At 39.2% G+C, this 23,846-nt stretch carries 22 protein-coding genes, 1 pseudogene and 1 CRISPR repeat array; of the genes and pseudogenes, 13 read left to right on the plus strand and 10 right to left on the minus strand.

Annotated features, from left to right (window positions below; genetic code table 11):
- The first annotated feature begins 10 nt into the window (after window positions 1-10).
- The 3 genes from KSK55_RS04375 (at window position 11) to KSK55_RS16685 (ending at window position 2,472) form a co-directional block, all read left to right on the plus strand.
- On the plus strand, window positions 11-1,747 hold the full coding sequence (locus tag KSK55_RS04375) for a radical SAM protein (RefSeq protein ID WP_218608327.1): 1,737 nt from the start codon (window positions 11-13) through the stop codon (window positions 1,745-1,747).
- Between the two features lie 61 nt (window positions 1,748-1,808).
- Entirely contained in the window at window positions 1,809-2,366 is a 558-nt protein-coding gene (locus tag KSK55_RS04380; protein WP_218608328.1) for a hypothetical protein, read from the plus strand.
- Between the two features lie 37 nt (window positions 2,367-2,403).
- Window positions 2,404-2,472, plus strand: a complete 69-nt coding sequence (locus KSK55_RS16685; RefSeq protein WP_372238743.1) for a hypothetical protein — start codon at window positions 2,404-2,406, stop codon at window positions 2,470-2,472.
- On the opposite strand, the gene KSK55_RS04385 is transcribed toward KSK55_RS16685, so the two are convergent.
- Both KSK55_RS04385 and KSK55_RS04390 read right to left on the minus strand, forming a co-directional pair.
- Window positions 2,460-4,754, minus strand: a complete 2,295-nt coding sequence (locus KSK55_RS04385) for a S9 family peptidase (protein WP_218608329.1) — start codon at window positions 4,752-4,754, stop codon at window positions 2,460-2,462. The two genes, KSK55_RS16685 and KSK55_RS04385, sit on opposite strands and share 13 nt — an antisense overlap.
- Before the next feature lie 127 nt (window positions 4,755-4,881).
- Window positions 4,882-5,781 carry a cation diffusion facilitator family transporter gene (locus KSK55_RS04390; RefSeq protein WP_218608330.1) on the minus strand — a complete coding sequence of 300 codons (900 nt, stop codon included), beginning with the start codon at window positions 5,779-5,781 and terminating at the stop codon, window positions 4,882-4,884.
- A gap of 237 nt (window positions 5,782-6,018) precedes the next feature.
- On the opposite strand from KSK55_RS04390, the gene KSK55_RS04395 reads away from it, so the two are divergent.
- The 3 genes from KSK55_RS04395 to KSK55_RS04405 are packed head-to-tail and all read left to right on the plus strand — an operon-like array spanning window position 6,019 to window position 7,774.
- Window positions 6,019-6,711: a DUF1538 domain-containing protein gene (locus KSK55_RS04395; protein ID WP_218608331.1), complete on the plus strand. Its 693-nt coding sequence runs from the start codon at window positions 6,019-6,021 to the stop codon at window positions 6,709-6,711.
- Window positions 6,708-7,439: a DUF1538 domain-containing protein gene (locus tag KSK55_RS04400; protein WP_218608332.1), complete on the plus strand. Its 732-nt coding sequence runs from the start codon at window positions 6,708-6,710 to the stop codon at window positions 7,437-7,439. Before KSK55_RS04395 ends, KSK55_RS04400 begins: the two co-directional genes overlap by 4 nt.
- Window positions 7,436-7,774 carry a P-II family nitrogen regulator gene (locus tag KSK55_RS04405; protein WP_218608333.1) on the plus strand — a complete coding sequence of 113 codons (339 nt, stop codon included), beginning with the start codon at window positions 7,436-7,438 and terminating at the stop codon, window positions 7,772-7,774. The genes KSK55_RS04400 and KSK55_RS04405 overlap by 4 nt, the downstream gene beginning before the upstream one ends.
- A gap of 26 nt (window positions 7,775-7,800) precedes the next feature.
- On the opposite strand, the gene KSK55_RS04410 is transcribed toward KSK55_RS04405, so the two are convergent.
- Both KSK55_RS04410 and KSK55_RS04415 read right to left on the minus strand, forming a co-directional pair.
- Window positions 7,801-8,658, minus strand: coding sequence for a universal stress protein (locus tag KSK55_RS04410; protein WP_218608334.1), 858 nt, complete (start codon window positions 8,656-8,658; stop codon window positions 7,801-7,803).
- Window positions 8,659-8,769: 111 nt separating this feature from the next.
- Complete coding sequence (locus KSK55_RS04415) at window positions 8,770-9,315, minus strand: hypothetical protein (RefSeq protein WP_218608335.1); 546 nt, start codon at window positions 9,313-9,315, stop codon at window positions 8,770-8,772.
- A 416-nt stretch (window positions 9,316-9,731) separates the two neighbouring features.
- On the opposite strand from KSK55_RS04415, the gene KSK55_RS04420 reads away from it, so the two are divergent.
- The 4 genes and pseudogenes from KSK55_RS04420 (at window position 9,732) to KSK55_RS04435 (ending at window position 14,879) form a co-directional block, all read left to right on the plus strand.
- Window positions 9,732-10,238, plus strand: a complete 507-nt coding sequence (locus tag KSK55_RS04420; RefSeq protein ID WP_218608336.1) for a shikimate kinase — start codon at window positions 9,732-9,734, stop codon at window positions 10,236-10,238.
- A gap of 129 nt (window positions 10,239-10,367) precedes the next feature.
- The gene (locus tag KSK55_RS04425) at window positions 10,368-11,930 is read left to right on the plus strand and encodes an ATP-binding protein (protein ID WP_218608870.1); all 1,563 of its coding nucleotides are present in this window, start codon (window positions 10,368-10,370) and stop codon (window positions 11,928-11,930) included.
- Between the two features lie 741 nt (window positions 11,931-12,671).
- A pseudogene (locus tag KSK55_RS04430) lies at window positions 12,672-13,178 on the plus strand (shikimate kinase).
- A 129-nt stretch (window positions 13,179-13,307) separates the two neighbouring features.
- Complete coding sequence (locus KSK55_RS04435; protein WP_218608871.1) at window positions 13,308-14,879, plus strand: ATP-binding protein; 1,572 nt, start codon at window positions 13,308-13,310, stop codon at window positions 14,877-14,879.
- 46 nt (window positions 14,880-14,925) lie between these two features.
- On the opposite strand, the gene KSK55_RS04440 is transcribed toward KSK55_RS04435, so the two are convergent.
- Window positions 14,926-15,330, minus strand: coding sequence for an ATP-binding protein (locus KSK55_RS04440; RefSeq protein ID WP_256664176.1), 405 nt, complete (start codon window positions 15,328-15,330; stop codon window positions 14,926-14,928).
- A gap of 229 nt (window positions 15,331-15,559) precedes the next feature.
- On the opposite strand from KSK55_RS04440, the gene KSK55_RS04445 reads away from it, so the two are divergent.
- Window positions 15,560-16,669 (plus strand): Fic family protein, encoded by a 1,110-nt coding sequence (locus tag KSK55_RS04445; protein WP_218608337.1) that lies wholly within the window; start codon window positions 15,560-15,562, stop codon window positions 16,667-16,669.
- Between the two features lie 506 nt (window positions 16,670-17,175).
- Here KSK55_RS04445 and KSK55_RS04450 read toward each other — a convergent pair.
- The 5 genes from KSK55_RS04450 to cas4 all read right to left on the minus strand — a co-directional run bounded on the left by KSK55_RS04450 (window position 17,176) and on the right by cas4 (window position 21,348).
- Window positions 17,176-17,367, minus strand: coding sequence for a hypothetical protein (locus KSK55_RS04450; RefSeq protein WP_218608338.1), 192 nt, complete (start codon window positions 17,365-17,367; stop codon window positions 17,176-17,178).
- A gap of 645 nt (window positions 17,368-18,012) precedes the next feature.
- Entirely contained in the window at window positions 18,013-18,156 is a 144-nt protein-coding gene (locus KSK55_RS04455) for a hypothetical protein (protein ID WP_218608339.1), read from the minus strand.
- 115 nt (window positions 18,157-18,271) lie between these two features.
- Window positions 18,272-19,371: direct repeats of the CRISPR family, unit length 30 nt; unit sequence GTTTCAATCCTACTTTAGTCAACTTTGAAC.
- A gap of 110 nt (window positions 19,372-19,481) precedes the next feature.
- On the minus strand, window positions 19,482-19,745 hold the full coding sequence (cas2, locus tag KSK55_RS04460; protein ID WP_218608340.1) for a CRISPR-associated endonuclease Cas2: 264 nt from the start codon (window positions 19,743-19,745) through the stop codon (window positions 19,482-19,484).
- Between the two features lie 5 nt (window positions 19,746-19,750).
- Complete coding sequence (gene cas1b, locus KSK55_RS04465; RefSeq protein ID WP_218608341.1) at window positions 19,751-20,830, minus strand: type I-B CRISPR-associated endonuclease Cas1b; 1,080 nt, start codon at window positions 20,828-20,830, stop codon at window positions 19,751-19,753.
- 2 nt (window positions 20,831-20,832) lie between these two features.
- The gene (gene cas4, locus KSK55_RS04470) at window positions 20,833-21,348 is read right to left on the minus strand and encodes a CRISPR-associated protein Cas4 (RefSeq protein WP_218608342.1); all 516 of its coding nucleotides are present in this window, start codon (window positions 21,346-21,348) and stop codon (window positions 20,833-20,835) included.
- Window positions 21,349-21,399: 51 nt separating this feature from the next.
- Here cas4 and cas8a1 point away from each other — a divergent pair, with 51 nt between their 5' ends.
- Complete coding sequence (gene cas8a1 / locus KSK55_RS04475) at window positions 21,400-22,806, plus strand: type I-B CRISPR-associated protein Cas8b1/Cst1 (protein WP_218608343.1); 1,407 nt, start codon at window positions 21,400-21,402, stop codon at window positions 22,804-22,806.
- A 3-nt stretch (window positions 22,807-22,809) separates the two neighbouring features.
- Window positions 22,810-23,844 carry a type I-B CRISPR-associated protein Cas7/Cst2/DevR gene (cas7i, locus tag KSK55_RS04480; protein ID WP_218608344.1) on the plus strand — a complete coding sequence of 345 codons (1,035 nt, stop codon included), beginning with the start codon at window positions 22,810-22,812 and terminating at the stop codon, window positions 23,842-23,844.
- The last annotated feature ends 2 nt before the right edge of the window (window positions 23,845-23,846 follow it).

Below are 23,846 nucleotides of genomic sequence, written 5' to 3' on the forward strand. Positions count from 1 at the left end.
AGGAGAACTTATGACAACCTGTTCAGTATGTGAGATGCAGTGTGAAATCCAGGAGAACCGGTCTGGATCCTGCGGCATGTATACCTGTCATGATGGTCAGATTCATGAACGGTTTCCAAATTCATACCTTATTGAGTATCCGGTAAGTATTGAGACGATCCCGTTTCTACACTTTTATCCTAAAAATAAATTCTTACAGGTCAGCACGGTTGGTTGTAATTTCAGATGTGTCGGGTGTGTATCAGATCTCCTGACACGGACAGCAGCAGAATTTACTCCGTCTCTGATGAACACGTCACCAAAAGACGTGGTTACCCGTGCTGTCAACGAGAAATGTAAGGGAATAGTCTTTGCACTCAATGATCCAACGGTGTCATTTCCAACCTTTCTTGGTCTGGCAGATCAGGCGAAAAAAGCTGGACTCCTGATCGGATGCTCAACAAATGGATATTTCACCGAAGAGTCATTATCCCAGATGATACCGGTTGTTGATGCAGTTGCTGTCGGGATTAAAGGATGTGATGATGCCGCCTACCACACATGTGGAGTGAGATCATCAGAACCGGTGTTCAGAAATATCAAAAAACTGGTGGATTCAGGCATCCATGTCGAAGTGACCGTGGTGTATGAAAAAGGATCTGAAGAAGATCTGGTAAAGACGGTAAAGCGTGTTGTAAAAATCAGCCCGGAGATCCCCATTCTGGTTATGAGATTTATTCCCTTTGGTCCTGCTGATCTGGCCCTTGAACCAGGCATCCGTGCATCTGAAGAGATGTGTGACAAATTGCGGGAATATGCCCGATATGTTTATCTGTTTAATTCTCCGGGTTCGTCATATCTTCAGACCAGGTGCCCGGAATGTGGTCAGGTCATTGTACGACGGGAATTTTATGGCCCGATGGGTGCCAGGGTAATCGACAAATCCACACAATGGACCTGTTCCTGTGGATGTACCATACCACATACTGGCACGATTGCACAGGAAACATACCAGGAAGAGGGTATGATGGGAGGGTATCGGCCCACTCGTGCTCTTGAGATAATCAAGGCAATTACCACTTGTCTTGATATTCAGGATGAAAAAACAAGTGCAAAGGTCTGGATGGATTTTATATCCCAAAATTATATCGACATACTCCACAAGAAGATCCAGAAGATTGAAACGTTCTATGAGGTCATTGCACATCTGGCAGAGATTACCGGAACAGTCCACAAAGGTGCTCAGCTCATCTCGTATATTCAAGATCGGACAGCATACATCTCATCCCTGGTGCAGAATAAAAAAAGACCACGAGTTCTGTATGTCATGGGAACACCGCTCTTTCTCTTAAATGAAGACCGGTTTGAAAACGCAATGGTCAGAGCAGCCGGAGGTGAACCGGTTAACATAAATCTACCCCGGAAAGGAAAACCTGGGATCATGGTGGATCCGGCGTTTATCAACCAGCTGAATCCGGATGTAATCATGGTATCTGGATTCCTGGCAACTCCTGTTGAGGATATGTATGCAATCTGTGAGGAACAGGGTATTGATGTGAATGCAGTCCGAAACCACAGGATCCATCTTATGCCCCCATCATGGGATTTTGGCAGCCCACGGTTTGTACTAGGTCTTTTCTACCTGGTCAGTGTGCTCCACCCAGACTGTACTGTTGATATTGAGAAAGAAGCAGAGCAGTTTTACCAGCAGTTCTATCACATGTCATATGCTGAAGCGAAACCAAACAGGTCCTTTTTCCGGGCCTGACTCTTATTTTTATAACCGCTCAACCGGCAACCCTTTGGCATATTGAATCATATTATGTTTTATGAGCCGAAAATTGGTTTTATTCATTTCAGGTCTGCTTATTATCAGTCTGATATCTACTGGAAGTGCAGACATGACCACCCTTCCCCAGGTACAGCTTCCCCTAGCTCCGCCTGCACAAGAAGCACCATTTGACGATGATGAATTCTTTGATCGGGCAAACACAACCATATACACAATCTGTAATGGGCAAACCCTCCCGGTTGGGAAGATGAATACTGCCGTTCATGACTCCCTGGCCGGAACTTATTACACTCTTATCAGGATGAATATCAGTCAGGAACAGTACCCACAGGCAGAAGAGATCCTATCATTCCTATCCTATACCCTGACACTCTCAGAAAAATACCAGGACTATGAATCAGAGCAGAATAAATTCTCTCCGGTGGATATGGGTATTACCCCTTATGAAGATCTGGTGCCCTGGTACGATGCAGCAGCCGGAGTCTGGAAGAAGATCTCCAAAGAGTTTCCGGGTGCAAAGATGTATGGTATGCCCTCTTCAATCGGACCGAAAAACTGGACATTAGGGGAATTTCCAGTTGTAGGAACATCATAATAGAAATCCATCCTTTTTTGCCCATCTTCGAGATGGAATGTTGGATTATATCACATTGTTAAAAAAAGAGAACGATGAGATTGTTTTTTCCTATCAAAGATGCTGAACAAAATACCGCATCATCGTCTTCAGATAATAAGGATCATAATTCAGATCATGATTCATATTTGAAAATACCATGATCTCATACTTTTTCCCTGCTGATTCAAGACTATCAGCCAGCTGCATGGTCATAGACGGATGAACATTATCATCCATATCTCCAGTCATGAGAAGGAGATTGCCTTTCAGGTTATCGGCTTTCACCGCAGCAGCCTGATCAGCATAAGATCCGGTCACCGGGTACCCCTGATACTTTTCTCCCCAGAATGATCCATACAGACGACAGTCATGATCCCCTGATGCAGCAACTCCCACCTTGAAAAAGTCAGGATAGGTGAGCATTGCCTGGGCTGCCATATATCCTCCGGCAGATTTTCCATATATTCCAATCCGGCTGATGTCCATATACGGATACCTGGATACAAGTTGTTTCAGGCCTGCAATATGATCAGGAAGCCCACAGTCTGCCAGATTTCCATAACTTACATCATGGAAGGATTTTGATCGGTATGCTGTTCCCAGACCATCCATGGTGACAACAACATACCCAAGTTCAGAGAGCATCTGACAGGTCCAGTAAATCTTTGAGTTCCAACTCAGATCTGCCGGATATCCGGTTGCGGTCACAATGGTATAGGGTCCGGGATATACAACGTCAATGACCGGATACTTCTTTGTATTATCAAAATTCGTAGGTTTGAACAAGAGTCCGTATATTTCTGTTTTTCCATCCCGTGCAGTCATCGTTATTCGTTCTGCAGGAGACCAGCCAGTTCGTCTGAGATCTGAATCATCTGCTGATGCCAGGTGCATCACCTGTGTACCATTCATCGAACGAAGGACAGTAACCGTTGGAAGATCAGCTCTTGAATAGGCATCGATAAAACAGGAGAGATCCGGAGCTATGGAGATGGCATGATCTGCCTGTCCGGGAGTGAGCAGTTTCAGGTCATTTCCATCAAGCTGAACCCGGTACAGATATCGATAATACGGATTCCCCCCCTCTTTTCCTGAACCGGTAAAGTAAATATGTCCATTCGTTTCATCAACCGCAAGAATCTCTCTGACCACCCAGGGCCCGGAGGTTATCTGATTCTTCAGTGTTCCATCCGGGTTATACCGGTACAGATGTCCCCACCCGTCACGTTCTGAAAACCAGATAATCTCTCCATTCTTCAGGACTGCAACATTCGGACGGTCAGCATATTGCAGATTTGACTCGATATACGATTTTCCAGTCTCATGAAGGAGTTCTCTGACAACCCCGGTCTGTGCATTTCCAGACAAGAGACGAAGCATCTTCTCGCCCCGTTCAATAAAAAGCATGTAGGTCGTATTTCCGGATTGATCCCACCATTGCAGAAGATTTGTATCGGTATCCATCATACTGACTTCTGGCTGGGACCGGTAGTTCATGAAGATCTCCTGCTTTGTCCTGGTATCAATGATCACCGGTTCATACTGAGGGATCTGCGCATCTCCCGGATAGGCATACCGATAAGAGTAGAGGACCGGGCGTTTACCAATATCCGGAGTATCCTGAATTAGCCAGAGAGGACTCACATTCCGTTGATCAACTTTGTAGGTTGCGATTTTTGTTGAGTCAGGTGACCAGACAAGGTAGGGAGAAGGAGTCTGATTCAACCTTGATTCAGATACCGGGTACCTGACCGTATCTGAACGTTTTCCATAGAAATAGTTCTCGGTTCCGTTAACAGTCAGAAATTCTTTCAAACCGGTTCTGATATCATACAACCAGAGATTGCTCTCGTTTACATAAGCAATATGGGACTTGTCAGGTGAGAGAACACCAGATATTACATCGGCAGGAACAGAGTATTGTGAAACCCGGCTGGTTTTGACATCACAATTCCATCTGGAACCAAAAGCCGAAAATGAAAATGTCTGCTCATCTGGAGACAATTCCATATCCTGAATAGGAAGCCGGGATGGATGAATCTCTTTTCCTGTTGCCTGCGCCAGAGCCGGGGCAAACCGGACAGTATCCAGAAGTCTCTTTTTTACTCCTTGTGAGACATTGACAATATAAAACATCGTCGTATCCCGGCTATTGTCAGAATACCAGAATGCATCAGATCGTACCCAGTGTGGCTGTATTGAGGCATGATATATGTGTGAAACTGCGTTATCCGGATAAAAAAACTCGGCCATCTTAATTTCATGTTGAGGGACCGGATTATTGGTGTCTCGTGCCGAGACTGGGGTAAAAACCAGGGCTATGATGAGAAATAATAATAGAAATGTTCGGGGATATCGAAATGCCATAAAAAAGGAGGGAGAGAATAAGGTAAATAGATGACTATGGACATCCAGGAAGGTGCCAGGACTATCACAAAAGTAGGGAATATGAAAGATACAGTCGATCTACGGCTCAAAAAAAGGAGTGTTTCGCTTAAGAAGATTCAGAACCATACTTTCCGGTACATGGCATAATGGTCACCGAACTCTTTGGGATCTCTTTTTCCAGCGAATTTTTTATCCGATAAATGACTGACTGGACCTCGGAGAGTTTTTTCTCACCATCAAATTCGAGAAAGAGTTCAATATAAATGAAGTTCCCACACCGCCTAGAGCGGACTCCATGAAATGCCTGATAATCATCAAAAAAATCTGCAAGTGAACGAACGACAACTAATTGCAGTTCTTCTTCAATGGTGCGGTCAAGGAGATCCGGAAGAGAGGTCGAGATAGTTCGGTATCCGGACAGAAGAAATGAACCGATGACGATAAATGAGGCTATTGGGTCGATATATATCGCCCATTCATGTTCCTCTAAGAAAACGACCAGAATCAACGCAACAAGAACAATAAGGTCAGTAATTGCTTTGGTCTTAAAAAGGGTGATCTGAGCTTCTAATACAGGAGAATATTCCATTTTCGCAATGTGAACCTTCTCTCTCCACAAAACCACATTCACTAAAACCCCAATGACCAGCACCACCATTGCAACGATGGTAACCTCTTCATGAAGCATATGGGGATTGAGCAGTTTAAAGATAGTCAGACCAAATACCAGGGCAAGAGAGAGGATCATCACTGCTCCGGTTACTATGCTCGTAAGGGTCTCAAATTTCCCCATGCCGTAATCATACGACGCATTGGATCCTCCTTCAGACATCTTTTTCAGAGCAACCCAGGAGAAAAAGGTTGAAAGGATTTCATTTCCTTTTTTAATTACATCGGTGTAAAGGGTTACCGATCCAGATAAAATAGCCAGGATTAAGGAAGGAACCCAGAATATTGAATCAATTACGAGACTTTTAAAAATTACACGCTCTTTTATATGCTGCATGTACGTCTCTGATTTGGGATTGTCTTCACTTGATATGACGTGACTCATGTGCTCATAGTTCTATGTCATATACATACAAAAAATAGTCTTTCAGATAGAAGGTCAGATCCTGAAAGATAAAAATAATAAATCGGATGTAAATACTATACCTGATAGAATCCAGAAATAATCCAAAAGATCCTGAGTTATAAAAATCAGATATGCATACAATTTCAGTATCCAAAGACCTTACAAACCATGATGAGTGACTTTATTGGAATTGTCCGAGAGGTAACACAAGCTATTGTTCCAATTGTTACCCTCATCTTTCTTATTATGTTCTTTTTACCAGGCAACACTCCAGAGTTAATGGCCCAGTTCCTTATTGGAAGTATCATGGTTGTGCTGGGAATTACTTTGTTTCTTCTGGGGGTAGAGGTAGGTCTTCTTCCCATGGGAGAAGCTATCGGAACTGCAATTCCCCGGTCAGGATCAATATTCCTTGTTATTCTCATTGCCTTTCTGTTTGGAGTACTGGCAACAATTGCAGAACCGGATGTCAGAGTTCTTGCAATGATGATTCAATCGGTTACAGATGGGGGAATGGATAAAACATCATTAATCCTGGTAATTGCGATTGGGGTCGGATTTTTTGTTGCCACGGCAATGGTTCGTATTATATATAATATTCCAATTGCGTATCTATTCGCAATAGGATATGGAGCAGTCATTCTCCTTTCACTTTTTACTTCACCAGAATATGTTCCGATAGCATTTGATGCAGGAGGAGTGACCACCGGTCCTATCACCGTTCCATTTATTCTTTCCCTTGGAATTGGTATCACCTCGACGCTTGGGAACAGGACTGCCCTTTCCGATGGATTCGGGCTGATAGGCCTTGCATCTATTGGTCCTATACTCGGAGTAATGCTGGCAGGAGCACTGGTATGATTTATTTACCAATAGCTGACGGGCTTGATCATGTAATTATAGATGTACTGCAGGCACTGACTCCTCTTGTTATATTTTTCATCATTTTTCAGATTCTGTCATTAAAACTGCCACGAGAATACGTGATTAATCTTTTTAAGGGTATTATTATCACCCTCATTGGAATGATTCTCTTTTTCCAGGGAGTTAAAATTGCATTTTTACCTATTGGACAGCGGATGGGTGAATACTTTGGAACCCTTGAACATTTGTGGATCCTGATTCCTTTTGGATTTTTGATGGGTTTTTTAACAACATTTGCAGAACCAGCAGTCAGGGTCCTTTGTCACCAGGTTGAAAAATCATCAAGTGGATACATCAGAGGAAGCCTGATTTTGTATGCACTCTCATTCGGGGTTGCAATATCTGTAAGTATTGGAATGGCACGAATTATTTACAAAATTCCCTTTCTTCCTCTTGTTATCGGTGGGTATCTACTGGCACTTATGCTCATGAGGTTCTCGGATACAGAATTTATTTCAATAGCATTTGATTCAGGTGGAGTTGCAACCGGACCGATGGCAGTCACTTTTTTAATGGCGTTTGCAGTTGGCGTTTCAGATGTAATAGAAGGAAATAACCCCATTTTAGACGGATTTGGCATGATTGCCTTTATTGCACTGGCTCCAATTATCATGGTGCTGGTTCTTGGAATATTGTTTAAACAAAAATTAGAGGTACAACAATGATATGCGAAGGTTGTAAGGATTTGATCGTAACGATTGTAAAAAAGGGCTGGTCTGAACGGGTGATAACCGCATCAAGAAAAGCAGGAGCTGAAGGAGGAACGGTGTTAATGGGAAGAGGAACGGGCATTCATGAAATGCAATCAATACTAGGACTTCCTATTGAACCAGAAAAAGAAGTGATTCTGACCATCGTCGAACCTGAACAAACAGATGAAATACTTTTAGCGATTGAAAAAGCAGCTCAATTAGATACACCAGGCATGGGTATTGCCTTTGTTATCAGCCTGAACAAAATTGTAGGCAGGGTTCATATGTTTTCTCAGGATAAAGAGTAGAAAAAAGCCCTGATAACCAGGGAATATTATGAATTTTGCCTTTTTAATATGAGTAATGGTTTTTTCGCATTCCTTGCAACAGCTGCAGTCGTCCCCCCGATAAAACTTTGTACTATCCCCTGTTTTCCGGTTGATTTCATGGCAATCAAGGATATATCCTCCTGCATCGAGAACGTGAGGATCTCATCAGCAGCATCACCTGTCCGAATCACGGATGTAATATCACTATCTTTTCGGTGTTGTTCAATCGTATGAAGAGCACCTTTTGCAGATTCAACTTCTTTCTGAACTTCCTCATCCGAATCTCCGGTGGTGACTGCATGGAAAAGAACTACCGAAGAGCTGACTTCATAGATGTCAGGTAAGAGATTTTCAATTGGCGGCTCTGTAAAATCGGTACATATCATCACCCTGGACAAGAGATCAGGACATGGATATCTCTGAATCGGATTGTGGGTATCTTTTGTTTCGGGTGGATGAACAAGGAGAAGATCCTGCTTCCCATATCGTATAATATCCCAGGCAGTACTACCAAGAAGAAGTGTCTCAATAACTCCCCGTCCACGTCTGCCCATCATAATAAGAGAGACACATTCACGGTCAGCTATCCGGAGAATAGCCTCTGATATTTCTCCTCCGGCGATCTCCTCGACGATTATTTTTATTTTTGACCTGGGCATTTCGATGGTTTCTTTTACTTTCTCAAGACGAAGACGGGCATAATCAGTCTCCGGGTTTTCACGATCTTCTGAATTTACAAGATACAAACTTCGGGTTACATGAACCAGAAGAATCTCCCGGATTCGAGGGATTTTTTCCAGGCATTTGACGATATAATATGAATCATCTGAAAAATCAAAGGGGATGAGAACTTTTGTAAACATATGACATACTCCTTGGAATATACTGATATCAGGTTCAATGGGTTTTCGTTCAGGAGTATATAAGGTTTTATGAAAAAAAGGAGAGCATAGTGGAGTTACCCTAGAGAAAAATCAGACTTTTTTGGGAGGCATTTTATACATAACTGCATCAGGGTATTGAGTAGAGATTGTATCCCAAATTTTTACTGCACCATTGTAATATGCTGTAGCCCAATTATAAGCAGCCATCCCGTCAATTACCGGTGAATCTTTCTCCCAATCTTTTTCATACGTATTATAGAAATCCATTACACTCAGAGTGTATGAAATAAATGTCATGACATTTTCTGCCTCAGCATGCCTTTCCTGACTCACTTTCATCCGGACCATTTTATAATATCTATCTTCCAGTGAATCAAATGCCATAATGTTACTTTTACCAACAGCAAGTTCTTTTCCATTGCACAAATTATGTATTGTTTCATTTGCAAGAGAAAAGAACGAATCATCATCATATGGTGGTGACTGTGCTGGTGGAGCAAACATGATATCTACTTCCAGCTTGTACGACTTCGGAATGGCTGAGGAACCATCGATAATTTCACCCGATACAATAGTAATTCCTCCTGCAATCAAGGTCACCATGAGGAAGCAGATGAGAATGAAAAATTGTCTCATATAGTTTACATTCAGGTTTATGCTATTATTAGTTGTGTTTTTTTCCTGACCATGATAATTGAATTACTATAAGGTGATATCCATTCTGGTATGTTTCATCCAAAAATTTTCTAGATAAATAATCCAAATTTATCCCTAACTGCTCTATTATAAGCAAAAATATGTATAAAAAAAAGTATACCGACCGATTTAAAATTATTATGTTTTATAGTGCCCGACATAAGGTTTTAGAATAATCGAAGTGAAACGGAAGTTATTCTAAAACCTGGACACTAAAAACACTTCATAGTTTAAGTACATCTTTCTATATTATTCCAGAAAGATTGGCATTATACTATAATAATAAAGAAAAATGAATTTGTAAATCCTGAAATAATACCTGACGCTTTATGTATGATGAACGGAATTCGGGAAAAATGAAGAATATAATACTCATCGGCCTGCCAGGAGCCGGAAAAAGTACCCTTGGGGTCATCCTTGCAAAAACCCTGGGGATGCATTTTATTGATACCGACATTGTGATACAGGAACACACAGGAAGACTCCTGCAATCAATAATAGATGAAAAAGGGACGGAGTTTTTCCTGAAAAAAGAGGAAGAATCTATCCTTTCTCTCAATCTATGCAATACGGTCATTGCTACCGGCGGGAGTGTTATCTATGGAGCCCAGGCAATGGAGCATCTGAAATCCGGTGGTATTATTGTATTTTTGAGTATTTCCTATAATGAAATGGTCAAGAGATTAAATAATATTAAAACACGGGGGATTGTCTTGTTTCCCGGCCAGACTCTTCGCGATGTATATGATCAGAGAATTCCTTTGTATGAAAAATATGCAGATATTCGGATTGATTGTTCGAATGATCCATTTGAGCATATTGTTGAAAAAGTCGTTGATAGTATCCATGAAAAAAGTAGCTAGAATTAGCGAAAAAGATACTGGAAAATATAATCAAAACAGGTATCATAATACAAAACATATATACATATATCTCTCGTCGAATTACAAAACCAGAATAATCTTTTCTGACCATTCACAATCATGACCATGATGCATCTCAAAAAACTTCCCATCGGTATTCAGTCATTTTCAGAGATAATTACCGGAGGATATGCATATGTTGACAAAACCCCCTTCATTGCAGAACTTGTGAATGGAGGGAAATACTATTTTTTATCCCGACCAAGGCGTTTTGGCAAAAGCCTGCTTATTGATACAATAGATTGTGCTTTTTCCGGTAGAAAAGAGCTTTTTTCCGGACTGTTCCTGGACTCACCTGAATCTGGGTGGGATTTTTCGATGCAGTATCCGGTAATCAGAATTAGCCTTGCACAGCGTATCAATTCTACAGCAGTGGATCTATGTAATTATATCAGCCATATAATCATCCGTGAAGCAAAAAAGTTTGATTATGAAATTTTCCAATCTTACTCTCCGGGTTTTCAACTAGACGATCTAATCAGGCATATCTATCAAACAACGGGAAAACAGGTCGTTCTTCTCATTGATGAATATGATAAACCTATTCTGGATTCGATTGAGGAACCAATAATAGCTGGAACCTTAAGAGATGAATTAAAGAGTTTTTATGGTGTTATTAAGGATCTGGATCCATATCTAAAATTTGTATTTATGACCGGTGTCTCCAAATTTGCAAAGACGGGTATTTTCTCTGGTCTGAATAATCTTGATGACATCACCATTGATACACGGTATTCGGCATTATGTGGGTATACCCAGACAGACCTTGAGACCGTTTTTGCCGGTTATCTTAAAGATTTTTATCCAAATGAAGTCAGAGACTGGTATAATGGATATTCGTGGACAGGTGAATCAGTTTACAATCCTTTTGACATCCTGCTTCTCTTTTCGAAAAAAACCTTCAGACCCTATTGGTTTGAAACCGGAACGCCTACATTTCTTATTAAACTCTGGCAGTCAAAACCCCGTCTTCCGGCAGAATATGACGGACTCATCGCCGGTGATGATCTCCTGGGATCATTTGATCCAGAACAAATCCGGACTGAAACACTCCTTTTCCAGGCAGGATACCTGACTATCAGATCCTTTGTCAGTAACCCGTATGAGGGGACGTGGTATACTCTCGGGTTTCCAAACCGGGAGGTTAGAGAATCATTTAACCGACAGATACTCACTCTTATTCAGGATAATAATGAGCAGATTCCAGCCCCGACTATCAGAAACATTCTGGAATCAGGCGACACAGATGTATTACGTGATCTTTTTCATTCTTTTTTTGCATCCATATCTTCGGATAATTATCGGAAAAATCAGATTTCCGGATTTGAAGGATATTATGCAAGTGTGGTTTATACATACTTTGCAAGTCTTGGATACGAGGTTATTCCTGAAGATACTACGAATAAAGGAAGAATTGACCTGACCGTCAAAACAAGGAGCGGTATCTGGATCTTTGAATTTAAGGTTATGGGAATTGATGGATCCGGAGAAAAAAGTCCGCTTGCACAGATTCGGGACCGGAAATATGCAGAGAAATATGCCTGTGAATCCAAAAAGATTTATGAGATAGGAATTGTCTTCAATCCGGAGACACGGAATATTGAGAGATGGGAAGTTGGAGTAAAAGAATAGAGATAAAGTTTAGGATTTTATCTTTTCTGAAGACTATTAACTTAGTATACTATCAGGATTCCTGGAAATATCTAACCCAAAAAAACAAACAGAAATGCGAGCACTATTATCTAATTAGGGTCATTTAATATGAACAGAATAATGAGATATATCACTTAATGTTATTTAAACTACATATCCATGACACAAGTTTAATCCCAAACTATTCTATTGGTTAGGGAATAATCTCTATTTAATCATTTCTAACGCTCCATCTAGATTTAAACCCAATTCTCTCAATCAATTTATTGGGCAATATTAGGGATTAATAAAAAAACAAATTTACCATTAATTAACCAGATTGTTAAAAGATGACCCAATCAAAGAAATTATTCCCTGTAGACAGAATAGTTTGGGTTTAATATGCAAATCTTGCCTTTTTTTTAAATCTAAAAGTAAATTATATTTCCTATGAAAATCCGTATGGTTCTTAGAAATACCCCTGTAAAATAATTATTTGATAAATCATAAAATATCAGGATCTGGTGCTTTAATAAGAATGCCGCTTTTGCAATTATTTCTAGAAGTTGGTCTAATGATACTTCCTTGGGTACCATTACCTTATTCATTGTTTGAACCTTCTTCCTTGGAAACAATGGATCATCATAGTACTCGTTATTTTTAATAATAAAAAAAAATGAATTTGTAAATCCTGAAATATTACCCTGACACTTTATGTATGATGAACGAAATTAGGGAAAAATGAAGAATATAATACTCATCGGTCTGCCAGGAGCCGGAAAAAGTACTCTTGGAGTCATCCTTGCAAAAACCCTGGGGATGCATTTTATTGATACCGACATTGTGATACAGGAACACACAGGAAGACTCCTGTAATCAATAATAGATGAAAAAGGCACGGAGTTTTTCCTGAAAAAAGAGGAAGAATCTATCCTTTCTCTCAATCTATGCAATACGGTCATTGCTACCGGCGGGAGTGTTATCTATGGAGCCCAGGCAATGGAGCATCTGAAATCCGGTGGTATTATTGTATTTTTGAGTATTTCCTATAATGAAATGGTCAAGAGATTAAATAATATTAAAACACGGGGGATTGTCTTGTTTCCCGGCCAGACTCTTCGCGATGTATATGATCAGAGAATTCCTTTGTATGAAAAATATGCAGATATTCGGATTGATTGTTCGAATGATCCATTTGAGCATATTGTTGAAAAAGTCGTTGATAGTATCCAGGAAAAAAGTAGCTAGAATTAGCGAAAAAGATACTGGAAAGTATAATCAAAACAGGTATCATAATACAAAACATATATACATATATCTCTCGTCGAATTACAAAACCAGAATAATCTTTTCTAACCATCCACAATCATGACCATGATGCATCTCAAAAAACTTCCCATCGGTATTCAGTCATTTTCAGAGATAATTACCGGAGGATATGCATATGTTGACAAAACCCCCTTCATTGCAGAACTTGTGGATGGAGGGAAATATTATTTTTTATCCCGACCAAGGCGTTTTGGCAAAAGCCTGCTTATTGATACAATAGATTGTGCTTTTTCCGGTAGAAAAGAACTTTTTTCCGGACTGTTCCTGGACTCACCTGAATCCGGGTGGGATTTTTCGATGCAGTATCCGGTATTACGAATAGATTTTGCCGGAGGTTCTCTCAGATCAGTTTCTGATATTAAAGAGAGGATTGGAAAATTGTTGGATTCATGGGAGAAAACATATGATCTGGAAAAGACTTCTGGTTCCATTGGAGACCGGTTATTATCGCAGGTTCCACAAATTTTTCAAAAAACTTCCAGTCAGGTCGTAATTCTTGTGGATGAGTATGACAAACCAATCCTTGACAATCTGGAAGATCCCACTCTGGTTTTAGAATTACGAGATCACCTGAAAGATTTTTATGGAGCAATAAAACCTCTTGATAAATATCTGAAATTTGTTCTTCTCACCGGTGTCTCCAAGTTTGCAAAGACTGGTATTTTTTCAGGTCTGAATAATCTTGATGATATCACCATTGATACACGATATTCGGCTTTATGTGGGTATACCCAGACAGATCTTGAGACCGTTTTTGCCGGTTATCTTAAAGATTTTAATCCGAATGAAGTCAGAGACTGGTATAATGGATATTCGTGGACAGGTGAATCAGTTTACAATCCTTTTGACATCCTGCTTCTCTTTTCGAAAAAAACCTTCAGACCCTATTGGTTTGAAACCGGAACGCCTACATTTCTTATTAAACTCTGGCAGTCAAAACCCCGACTTCCGGCAGAATATGACGGACTCATCGCCGGTGATGATCTCCTGGGATCATTTGATCCAGAACAAATCCGGACTGAAACACTCCTTTTCCAGGCAGGATACCTGACTATCAGATCCTTTGTCAGTAACCCTTATGAGGGGACGTGGTATACTCTCGGGTTTCCAAACCGGGAGGTTAGAGAATCATTTAACCGACAGATACTCACTCTTATTCAGGATAATAATGAGCAGATTCCAGCCCCGACTATCAGAAACATTCTGGAATCAGGCGACACAGATGTATTACGTGATCTTTTTCATTCTTTTTTTGCATCCATTCCTTCGGACAATTATCGAAAAAATCAGATTTCCGGATTTGAAGGATATTATGCAAGTGTGGTTTATACATACTTTGCAAGTCTTGGATACGAGGTTATTCCTGAAGATACTACGAATAAAGGAAGAATTGACCTGACTGTCAAAACAAGGAGCAGTATCTGGATCTTTGAATTTAAGGTTATGGGAATTGATGCATCCGGAGAAAAAAGCCCGCTTGCACAGATTCGGGACCGGAAATATGCAGAGAAATATGCCTGTGAATCAAAAAAGATTTATGAGATAGGAATTGTCTTCAATCCGGAGACACGGAATATTGAGAGATGGGAAGTTGGAATAAAAGAATCTGCTGATGAATGAGCACTGATATACAACGGAATTAATTTTCAAATTTTGGGCTTTCTGATTATCCGGTGATTATTTCTTTCCTATAAATAATCGCGGTGAAAAGACATCCATCCCGATCATCGATGAGATCAAGAGCGGACCAATGTTCAAACGCCCTCTTAATTCCTGAACCAAGACCACGATACGGAAGTAGTCCTTTCGCAATAAACGAGGCCAGAACCGGGTTTCTGATATTTGAGTTTCCTTTCCGAATCTTCTCAACGGTGAGGTTATTCGGGAGGTTGCCCGGGCTGATTATCTCAATTCGGTTGTCAAAGATAAAAATCCGTATTGGGGCACTTATCAGATAATCCCGGTGCACAAGAGCATTAACCAGGAGCTCTTCAAACACGACAGGAGGAATTTCAGGTATTCCTGGAGTATTAACACCTCTTCCAGCCTGAATTTTGTGAAGGTTTCGCATAAAAGATACCTGAATAATCCCACATTCCTTATTTGAATGAGGATCATCATACATTATCCTGTTCCCGGGACATTTTTCTCAGCATCTCCCTTCCTATCGATGAGTTCTTATTTATCGAGAACCTATCTTCATCATATAAAGGCATCGCCTTTTGTAGGTATCAGATCCCATCTCCATGATCCACAACCCTGTTTGTTGGTATCTGGTGACCCACAAAACTCCACCATATATGAGAGCTGAACCCTTTATCCCAGACCCGCTTCCTCCATTAGATATTGACTGGATTCGTCATATTCCTCTGATTGGATCGGCAAACGCTGCTCTCGCCAGGTTTGACGGATTACTCCGGAGTATACAAAACCCGGATCTCTTGCTCACTCCGCTCATTACTCAGGAGGCAGTGATATCCTCCCGTATTGAGGGGACACAGGCAACAATGAGAGACCTGTTAATTTTTGAAGCAGGGAAATCCGCCGTATCAAATGAAAAAAGGCAGGATATCAGGGAGGTAATGAATTATCAGAAAGCCCTGAGTCATGCACAGGAGCAGATGATGACAGGGCATCTTTCCTGGGATCTCATTCTATCTCTTCATGAGATTCTTCTGGACGGAGTGCGGGGAAGTTCATTTGGCGGAAGTGTCCGGTCCATTCAGAACTACATCGGCCCGATTGGGGCTCCTATTGAAAAAGCAACCTATATCCCACCCCCACCTGATCTCCTCCCCGAAATGATTCATAACTGGGAGGATTACCTGCTTGGACCAGAAAAAGATGTTCTCGTCCAGCTTGCAGTTCTCAAAGGACAATTTGAAATTATACATCCATTTTGTGACGGGAACGGCAGGATTGGAAGGATGATTGTACCACTCTTTCTCATGGAAAAAGACCTTCTTTCATATCCTTCATTCTACATTAGTGCGTATTTTGACCGAACGAGGGAAGAATACTATAACCGGTTATTGCATATCTCACAATCCGGAGATCTCAATGGATGGATATCCTATTTTCTCTATGCTATCCGGGACCAGGCATTCATAAACATCACCCGTTCATCGCAGATCGTAGCCCTCTACGATGAGATGAAAAATATAATTCCACAGGTTATCAGATCTCAATATTCAATCGCTGTTATAGATACACTCTTTCAAAGACCAATTGTGTCTTCTTCAGATTTTATTGAGATATCACAAATCCCCCCTGAATCCGGAAAGAGAATCCTTCTCAAGCTTCGGGATGCAGGTATTATTGAGATAATCCAGGAAGGAAAAGGAAGAAATCCGTCTATCTACCAATTCGCAAAACTGGTTCAAATTGTTGAGAATGAGACCTCTTTATGAAAAAAGAACAGAATATATCCGTATCAGCAATTTCCGAATAGTTACCTCACAGTTCAATTCACTACTCTTGAAGATGCTGGTCAGATACTCATTAACCGTTGGTATGGATACGGTGAATAAGGAGAACCCGAAAGAGTGGAGTGTTAGAAAATGATTCATCCGGAATTTCATAAGCACGATGAATTAACAGTTTACTCTCAAATTATGTATCCGAACGGTATGAGAAGTTACAATCTGCCATACTTTTTATGTGCTTTTTCAATGGTCATAATGTCCAGGATTTTCACAATCATCTTATTAGAATCAATCCGGTAAAATTAGGTGTATTGCCTGGAAATATGAAGTCGATATAATTGATAATCCCCAGAAAGATGTAATAATTCTTTATCTCCATCTATACAAGGATAGGGGTTATTTCTGAGTGATTGTAGTTTTTCTGAGATTATCCTTTGAGTTTTTTCAGGAGTGAATGGAGAAAAGAAAGTGCTGACTTTTCAATGAGGATTCTATGACTCAAAGGTCATCTTTACAAATTCTCCTTCATCCTCCTTCTTTTTCATATCTTCCATCAAACGGTTTTTGTTTTCCAAGTCAACCATATGTGAAAGAAGATCATCAAAAGTCTGATTTGATTCTTTTAATTCCACTATTTCATCCCATACGGATTGCGATACTGGTATTTGTTTAATCGCGATCATATATTCAATCCCTCCTTTATGATGAGTTACTGTAACATTATTCCGATATTATCATCGTTTTGCCTGAAAGACATTTTGAGAATCAATAAAATTATTACTACTTTATCAATTTCTACTCATATCATCATTTCTGTAAAACCTGAATTCGAACCAGGTTCACTATTTTAAAAATAATAAGATGAAAATTAAAAATATTTTTCACTAATTGTCAAAATCTAAAAGCCATATGTACACAAAGCTCAATATACTCATGTGAGCATATTCATCCCTTCTCCATCGACCTTTGGTATGCCCCCAGTACAAAATTCGAACCATCGCCATAAACTACTCACCTAACCCCCCACTTTCACACTTGCACCCTTGTGCAGGGGAAATAACGGAGTTTAAAACATACAAGAAGAAACAGTAACCGAGCGGGGCATTCAGCTTGCAAAGGACGGGAAGAGGGATGAGGCCAGGGAGATATTCAGAAATGCCATCGATGAAATACCTTTTGATGCAGCATTATGGTGTAAATATGCGACCATATTTTTAAATGAAGAAAAGTATGGAGAGGCATTTCCTGAATTTTTCGAAAGCGATAAATCTCTCTCCGGGCTTTCATGGTCCTTACCTCGCCGGGTTGTGCCTTTCCGGCATTAGACTTCAGGAGGATGCTCTTCGGTTGTATGACCGGGCATTGTAGGTAATTCCGAATGATGATGAGATCTGGTTCAACAAAGCCTGTAGTCTTATGGAGATGGGAAGAATTCCGGAAGCGATTGCTGGGTTTATGTATTGCGGATTCATCCCCTGGATTCCGGGGCATTCATTAATTGCCGTAATCTCATGGATAGATATGACGGCCGGATGATGATGGACAGGTTGAGGTTATCAAGAAAAGTGATCCTTGGTATAGGACCAGGTTTCAATCCTACATTAGTCAACTTTGAACCTGCCTCGTAATGGTCAACTGCTGCACGGTTCGAGAGGTTTCAATCCTACTTTAGTCAACTTTGAACTCACATCACTGACAGATAAAGCGATAAAAATCAACGAGTTTCAATCCTACTTTAGTCAACTTTGAACTTCATCTTCAGTATCTACATTAAATAAGATATCAATGTTTCAATCCTACTTTAGTCAACTTTGAACCTGAACCAAATTCAACTCCAACATTTGCTGCAATTGCAGGTTTCAATCCTACTTTAGTCAACTTTGAACCATCATTCAACCGTCACGGAAAACACGGGGCTGCTCCGTTTCAATCCTACTTTAGTCAACTTTGAACCAAGTATGGATATTCCTTCTGTAACTCCGACCATCTTGTTTCAATCCTACTTTAGTCAACTTTGAACCACACATGTGAACACACATAATATCCAGTTTGATAGTTTCAATCCTACTTTAGTCAACTTTGAACTTCCCTTGTGCGTCTGTAATAGTTGTTATTACACTTTTGTTTCAATCCTACTTTAGTCAACTTTGAACCTGGGTTCGCAGCGGCCACAAACCTGGCCTGTATTGTTTCAATCCTACTTTAGTCAACTTTGAACTAAAACGCGACGGAACCGGAACCATTGCGGATGTAAGTTTCAATCCTACTTTAGTCAACTTTGAACCACGACGTGACGTTCATGCTGCAGGGAGCTAAAACAGTTTCAATCCTACTTTAGTCAACTTTGAACACGACATGGGCAATGAGTATACCCAGTGGTCGTATGAGTGTTTCAATCCTACTTTAGTCAACTTTGAACTCTTAGATAGATCCCGAAAACAGTTCAATCTACATTGTTTCAATCCTACTTTAGTCAACTTTGAACACTTCCGGGGATGCAGGTCGGCACCTGCACGGCTATCGAGTTTCAATCCTACTTTAGTCAACTTTGAACACCTGCAGCAGTTCGAGATCCATACGGTCGAGTAATTGTTTCAATCCTACTTTAGTCAACTTTGAACCAGGATCCGGGAGTCCGACGCCAGGCGGCTGTTACGGTTTCAATCCTACTTTAGTCAACTTTGAACACAGCCCGAAATATTCATCAATTTCATTATTGAAGTAAAATTTAGGGGCTAATTTGAACATGTTGTCGTTGATCAAAGATAATGTTATTGGAATATAAAGATCCACGACGTTAAATAATCTGGCAAAACTCCGATATGTCTTTTCCAATTGATTCAATCGCTACTACATTATCATGAGGAAGGATATAAATCCTTACTGTATCTTCATCATCCACGACAATAGATTTAAGACCACTCTTCATCCTTGCAAATTGTCCTTTGGTGATTTCTCCTTCAAAAACTGAATTTTGAACCCTGTATAAATATTTCCTTAAATATGCACACACTTTTGCGACCCGATCAACATTGATATCATATACCACAATAACAAACATGATAATTACCACCATATTTCAAATGGTTCATATTTTTTAAGGCCCAGTAGGTGTTTTACAATTTTGATACACTCAAGATACATAAGTCGCTTATAAGAAACTTTCCGGTGAAGAGAACGGTGTTTTATCGTTGTTTGAAGTCTTGACTCATATTCTTCAAGAAACAATCTTCGGCCATTTTCATTTAATAGACAGGAACCAATATTTTGATTAAAGTCATCTGCAGATATCATTTTCTTATTTACAAGTTTGAAAATTGAACGATCCACAATTAAAGGTTTAAATATCTCAGCAATGTCAAGAGCAAGAGAGAATCTGCGCTCACTAGGTTCATGAAGAAAAGAAATGGTAGGATCTAGCTGGGTATGATAAAGTGCAGTAATGATTTCACCATAAACCAAAGAATTTCCAAAACTAATCATAGCATTCATGGGATTTTGAGGTGGCCTGCGCGTCCTTTCTTTGAATGAAAATTCACTCGGCATAATTGCATCGAATGTAGAATAATATAGTAGTCTGATATTACCTTCAAGAGCCATTAATTCATTTATCGAACTCATATGTTCGATTTCATCAATCCTCTCTTTAATAGAAGAGAGAATAGGGCTGATTTCCCTTCCTTGTCTCTCATAATACCGAATATTCGTTAAAATGTTTGCAGCACTCCCCTTGACGAAAAGTTTTGCAAGATAAAGACGCTCATTTGAATTTGCATAATGAAGAGCTTGTTTAACATGCAAATCTCCAGATAATAAGGTTTCTTTTGGATATATTGTTGATAGATATTGCCCATAATAACTGAAAATATGAGTAGGAATTTGTTTTTTTGCCAGTAGACCTATCGCTCCAGATGTGAGTGAGATCCTCCCGTAAAGAAATATTGCATCAATCTGTTCAATAGGAAGAGCCTTTTTTTCATATTCTGGTTTTGTTGATTCGTCATCCAGTTCACAAAAAGACTCAATTGTATCATCTTCAAGAATAAAATCCTCATTTGAATTAGCAGGCTCTTTTTTAGCTATAAAATAAAGAGTATCGTGTTTTCTAATCAATTCCCCATTTTTAATTAAATAGAAATTCCTCATTTTTACACCCAACAAAATTCAAAATATGCACATTTAGAACATGGACGAATCTTTTTTGGAATTGGTACCGATGATTGATGAACAATTTTTTCAATTTTTAAGATTATTTCAGGAATGAGCATTTCATCTTGGTCATTGAGCATTACCTTTTCTTGTGTTTTATGTGTTGGATAATTAATAATTCCTTCTACGGGCCATATTTCAAGAATGTGATGAAAATACCAAAGATAGTACATGAGTTGCAGCCGATGGACATCTACAAGATTATACTCTTTTTTCACTTCATGAATAACTAGAGTATCTCCCTTTTTTACAAAATCAAGAGCAATTTTATCATGAATAATTATCTCTTTCTGCTCTCTCTTATATGAATCTTCATGAATTATTCTTCCAATTATTACATCATCTGAATTATCTTCCATTCTAATATAATGTGCAAATAACCACAATTTTGTATGACATATTGCATAATACTGAATTTCAGTTCCTGATGGAAGATAACCATTGACAAGATCCATGAAACAATTAATTCGAAAGATTAATTTAATTTTACGAATTTACAATAATGTATGAATCCAATGCTGAAGTCATCATTTGGTGGTTATCAGCAGCAAAGTCCAGAACACTCTTTTAATACAACAGAAGATCCGTTCGTCACAGCAGGAATTATTGCAATAGAGATTTTGTGTGGTAAATCATTTGAAAAATGTTCAAATGAGGATCTAGCAAAAGCGGTGGATATTTTATTAGAATGGTATATGACTCCCGCCTGGACAAAAGAACTCTATTCTATCTTTCCTAATAGTAAATATGTAAATGCTTCTCTAAAAGATAAGAAAGGAGCATCAAAGAGTTTTCTTTTGAATCTGATTTCAGAAGTAGTAACTCCATCAAAAAAATTCGATAAAATATGTCAATTTTGCGGAAAGCCTTCTGATGATACCTTTTATGCGAAAACAGAAATACCACTCGCAGGATCATCACTTTTTTCAAATTTTTTTCCCTCTTTCCAGGATGGTATTAATGTTTGTCCCAGATGTGTTTTAGCGATACAATTCGCTCCTCTAATCTGCTATAAAGCTGGAGGAAAGCCTTGTCTGATTAGCTCTGGAAATAGTAAAATAATATATGAATATGGTAAAGAAATAATCACAACTTTAAAATCACGGTTAACTTCAGGAGAATTTTTTGACAAAGAAAAATCAGGATTATTTTCTGAAGATTTTAAAAATCCAGAAAATGCATTATTTAATCTTGCCTATAAATTCGGCTCTAAATACGTAATTGAAGGTATATGTTCAAAAGATGAATCTATCGTATTATATCATCTTGATAACTATAATCAGAACCCAAGAGGAATAGCAATTTATCACCTTCCTTCAAATGTATTTTCATTTGTTTCCTCTGTAATGAATTCCCCACAATATAAAAAAAACTGGTACACCCTTCTTTCAAGGTATTATTCTCTTAAAAATCAACAAAAAGACTCTCTTCCAATTTGGAAAACGAGTAAAAACCGGATTCATACATCTCTATTGGCTAATACAAGTATCATCTGGGCATTCAAAGATGATCAATCTAAAACATCAATTCTTCCATGGGATTTAGTTGAAGAATATTGTAAAAAGGTACGATTTATGAACCAACAAAGAATTAACGACATCAAATTCTGTGCTGACCAGATAGCAGAAACAATCCGTTTAAAAAACAATAAAAAACGAGTAAACGCAATTGTTTCATCAAAAACCAGTGAAGAGTTTAGAAACCAGATTCGTCTTTCAATGGTAGATTGGCAGAAATTAGGAAAAACAGAACCAATGATTGATTTTGATCAATTTACTAGAGTAATAATTCCTGGAGATTACCGTGGTTGGACTGAAGTCCGTGATCTTATTGTAGTGAGGTTGTACGAACAACTCCATGATATATTAGCAAAAGATAGTGAACAAGAGATTGAATCAAATTCTGAGGAATAATAAATGAAAACAATTGTAGGAACATATCTTATAAATGCACCATTTTCTGCCCTAAATAATAAAGGGATTGATACAAGATCAGGAAATGAAAACGAGGTCGCAACAAAAACCATTCAGTCACCTGAAGGAAGAAGGCCATATGTATCAGCTCAAGCACTCAGGTTCTGGTGGAGAAATGTCCTTGAACAAAAATACTCTTGGGAATGTTCCCCTGTGAATAAAATTGGGGACAATCAAGCCATAACATTCGCTGATCCTCTCGTATATCCCGATGATGATTTGTTCGGTTATATGTCAGCAAGAAAAGTAGAGATCGAAGGTAAGAAAAAAACCCAAAATGTCACAGTCACTCGTGTATCTCCTTTAAAATGTTCTCCACTTATTGGCCTGCCCATATCGCCAAACTCTGATTTTGGTGTAATGAATCGAAAATTTGAAGGCAATCCAGTTCTTTTTAATCATCAATTCTACAGTAATATTCTCAAAGGGATTTTTGCCCTAGACATCGATTCAGCCGGAACATTTACTGCAATTGATAAACCAGGAAGTAAAAATTTATCAGATGACTTGATAAGAGAATATGACTCTCAAAATTTAAGAATAGGTTCAGAGAATAAATTCCGTCTTAATGATGACATACGAATAAAAAGAATTCTGGATACTATTTCTGCTTTAAAATACCTCTCCGGAGGGGCAATGCAAACACTCCACCACACCGATGTCACTCCAAAAGCAATTATTCTCAGTGCAGTAAATAGCGGAAATAACATTTTCATGGATGTATTTCCCCACAACAACTACGAAGATGGACTAATAAACCTTGATGCACTCACGGAAGTGCTCACAGATTATAAGGATGATCTCCTTACGGGAGTATATATCGGATGGTTCAGCGGATTTGGAACTGAAAAAGATAAAGAATTGCAACATTATAAACCTCCTGCGGGGATACAATTAACATTATCTTCTCCTGCTCAGGCTATTGATCTCTTTACCAAAGAGCTGTTAGAGAATTCGGAGAAACTTCTCTCTTCATAATA

The organism is Methanospirillum hungatei, assembly GCF_019263745.1.
In the GTDB taxonomy this organism is placed as follows: domain Archaea; phylum Halobacteriota; class Methanomicrobia; order Methanomicrobiales; family Methanospirillaceae; genus Methanospirillum; species Methanospirillum purgamenti.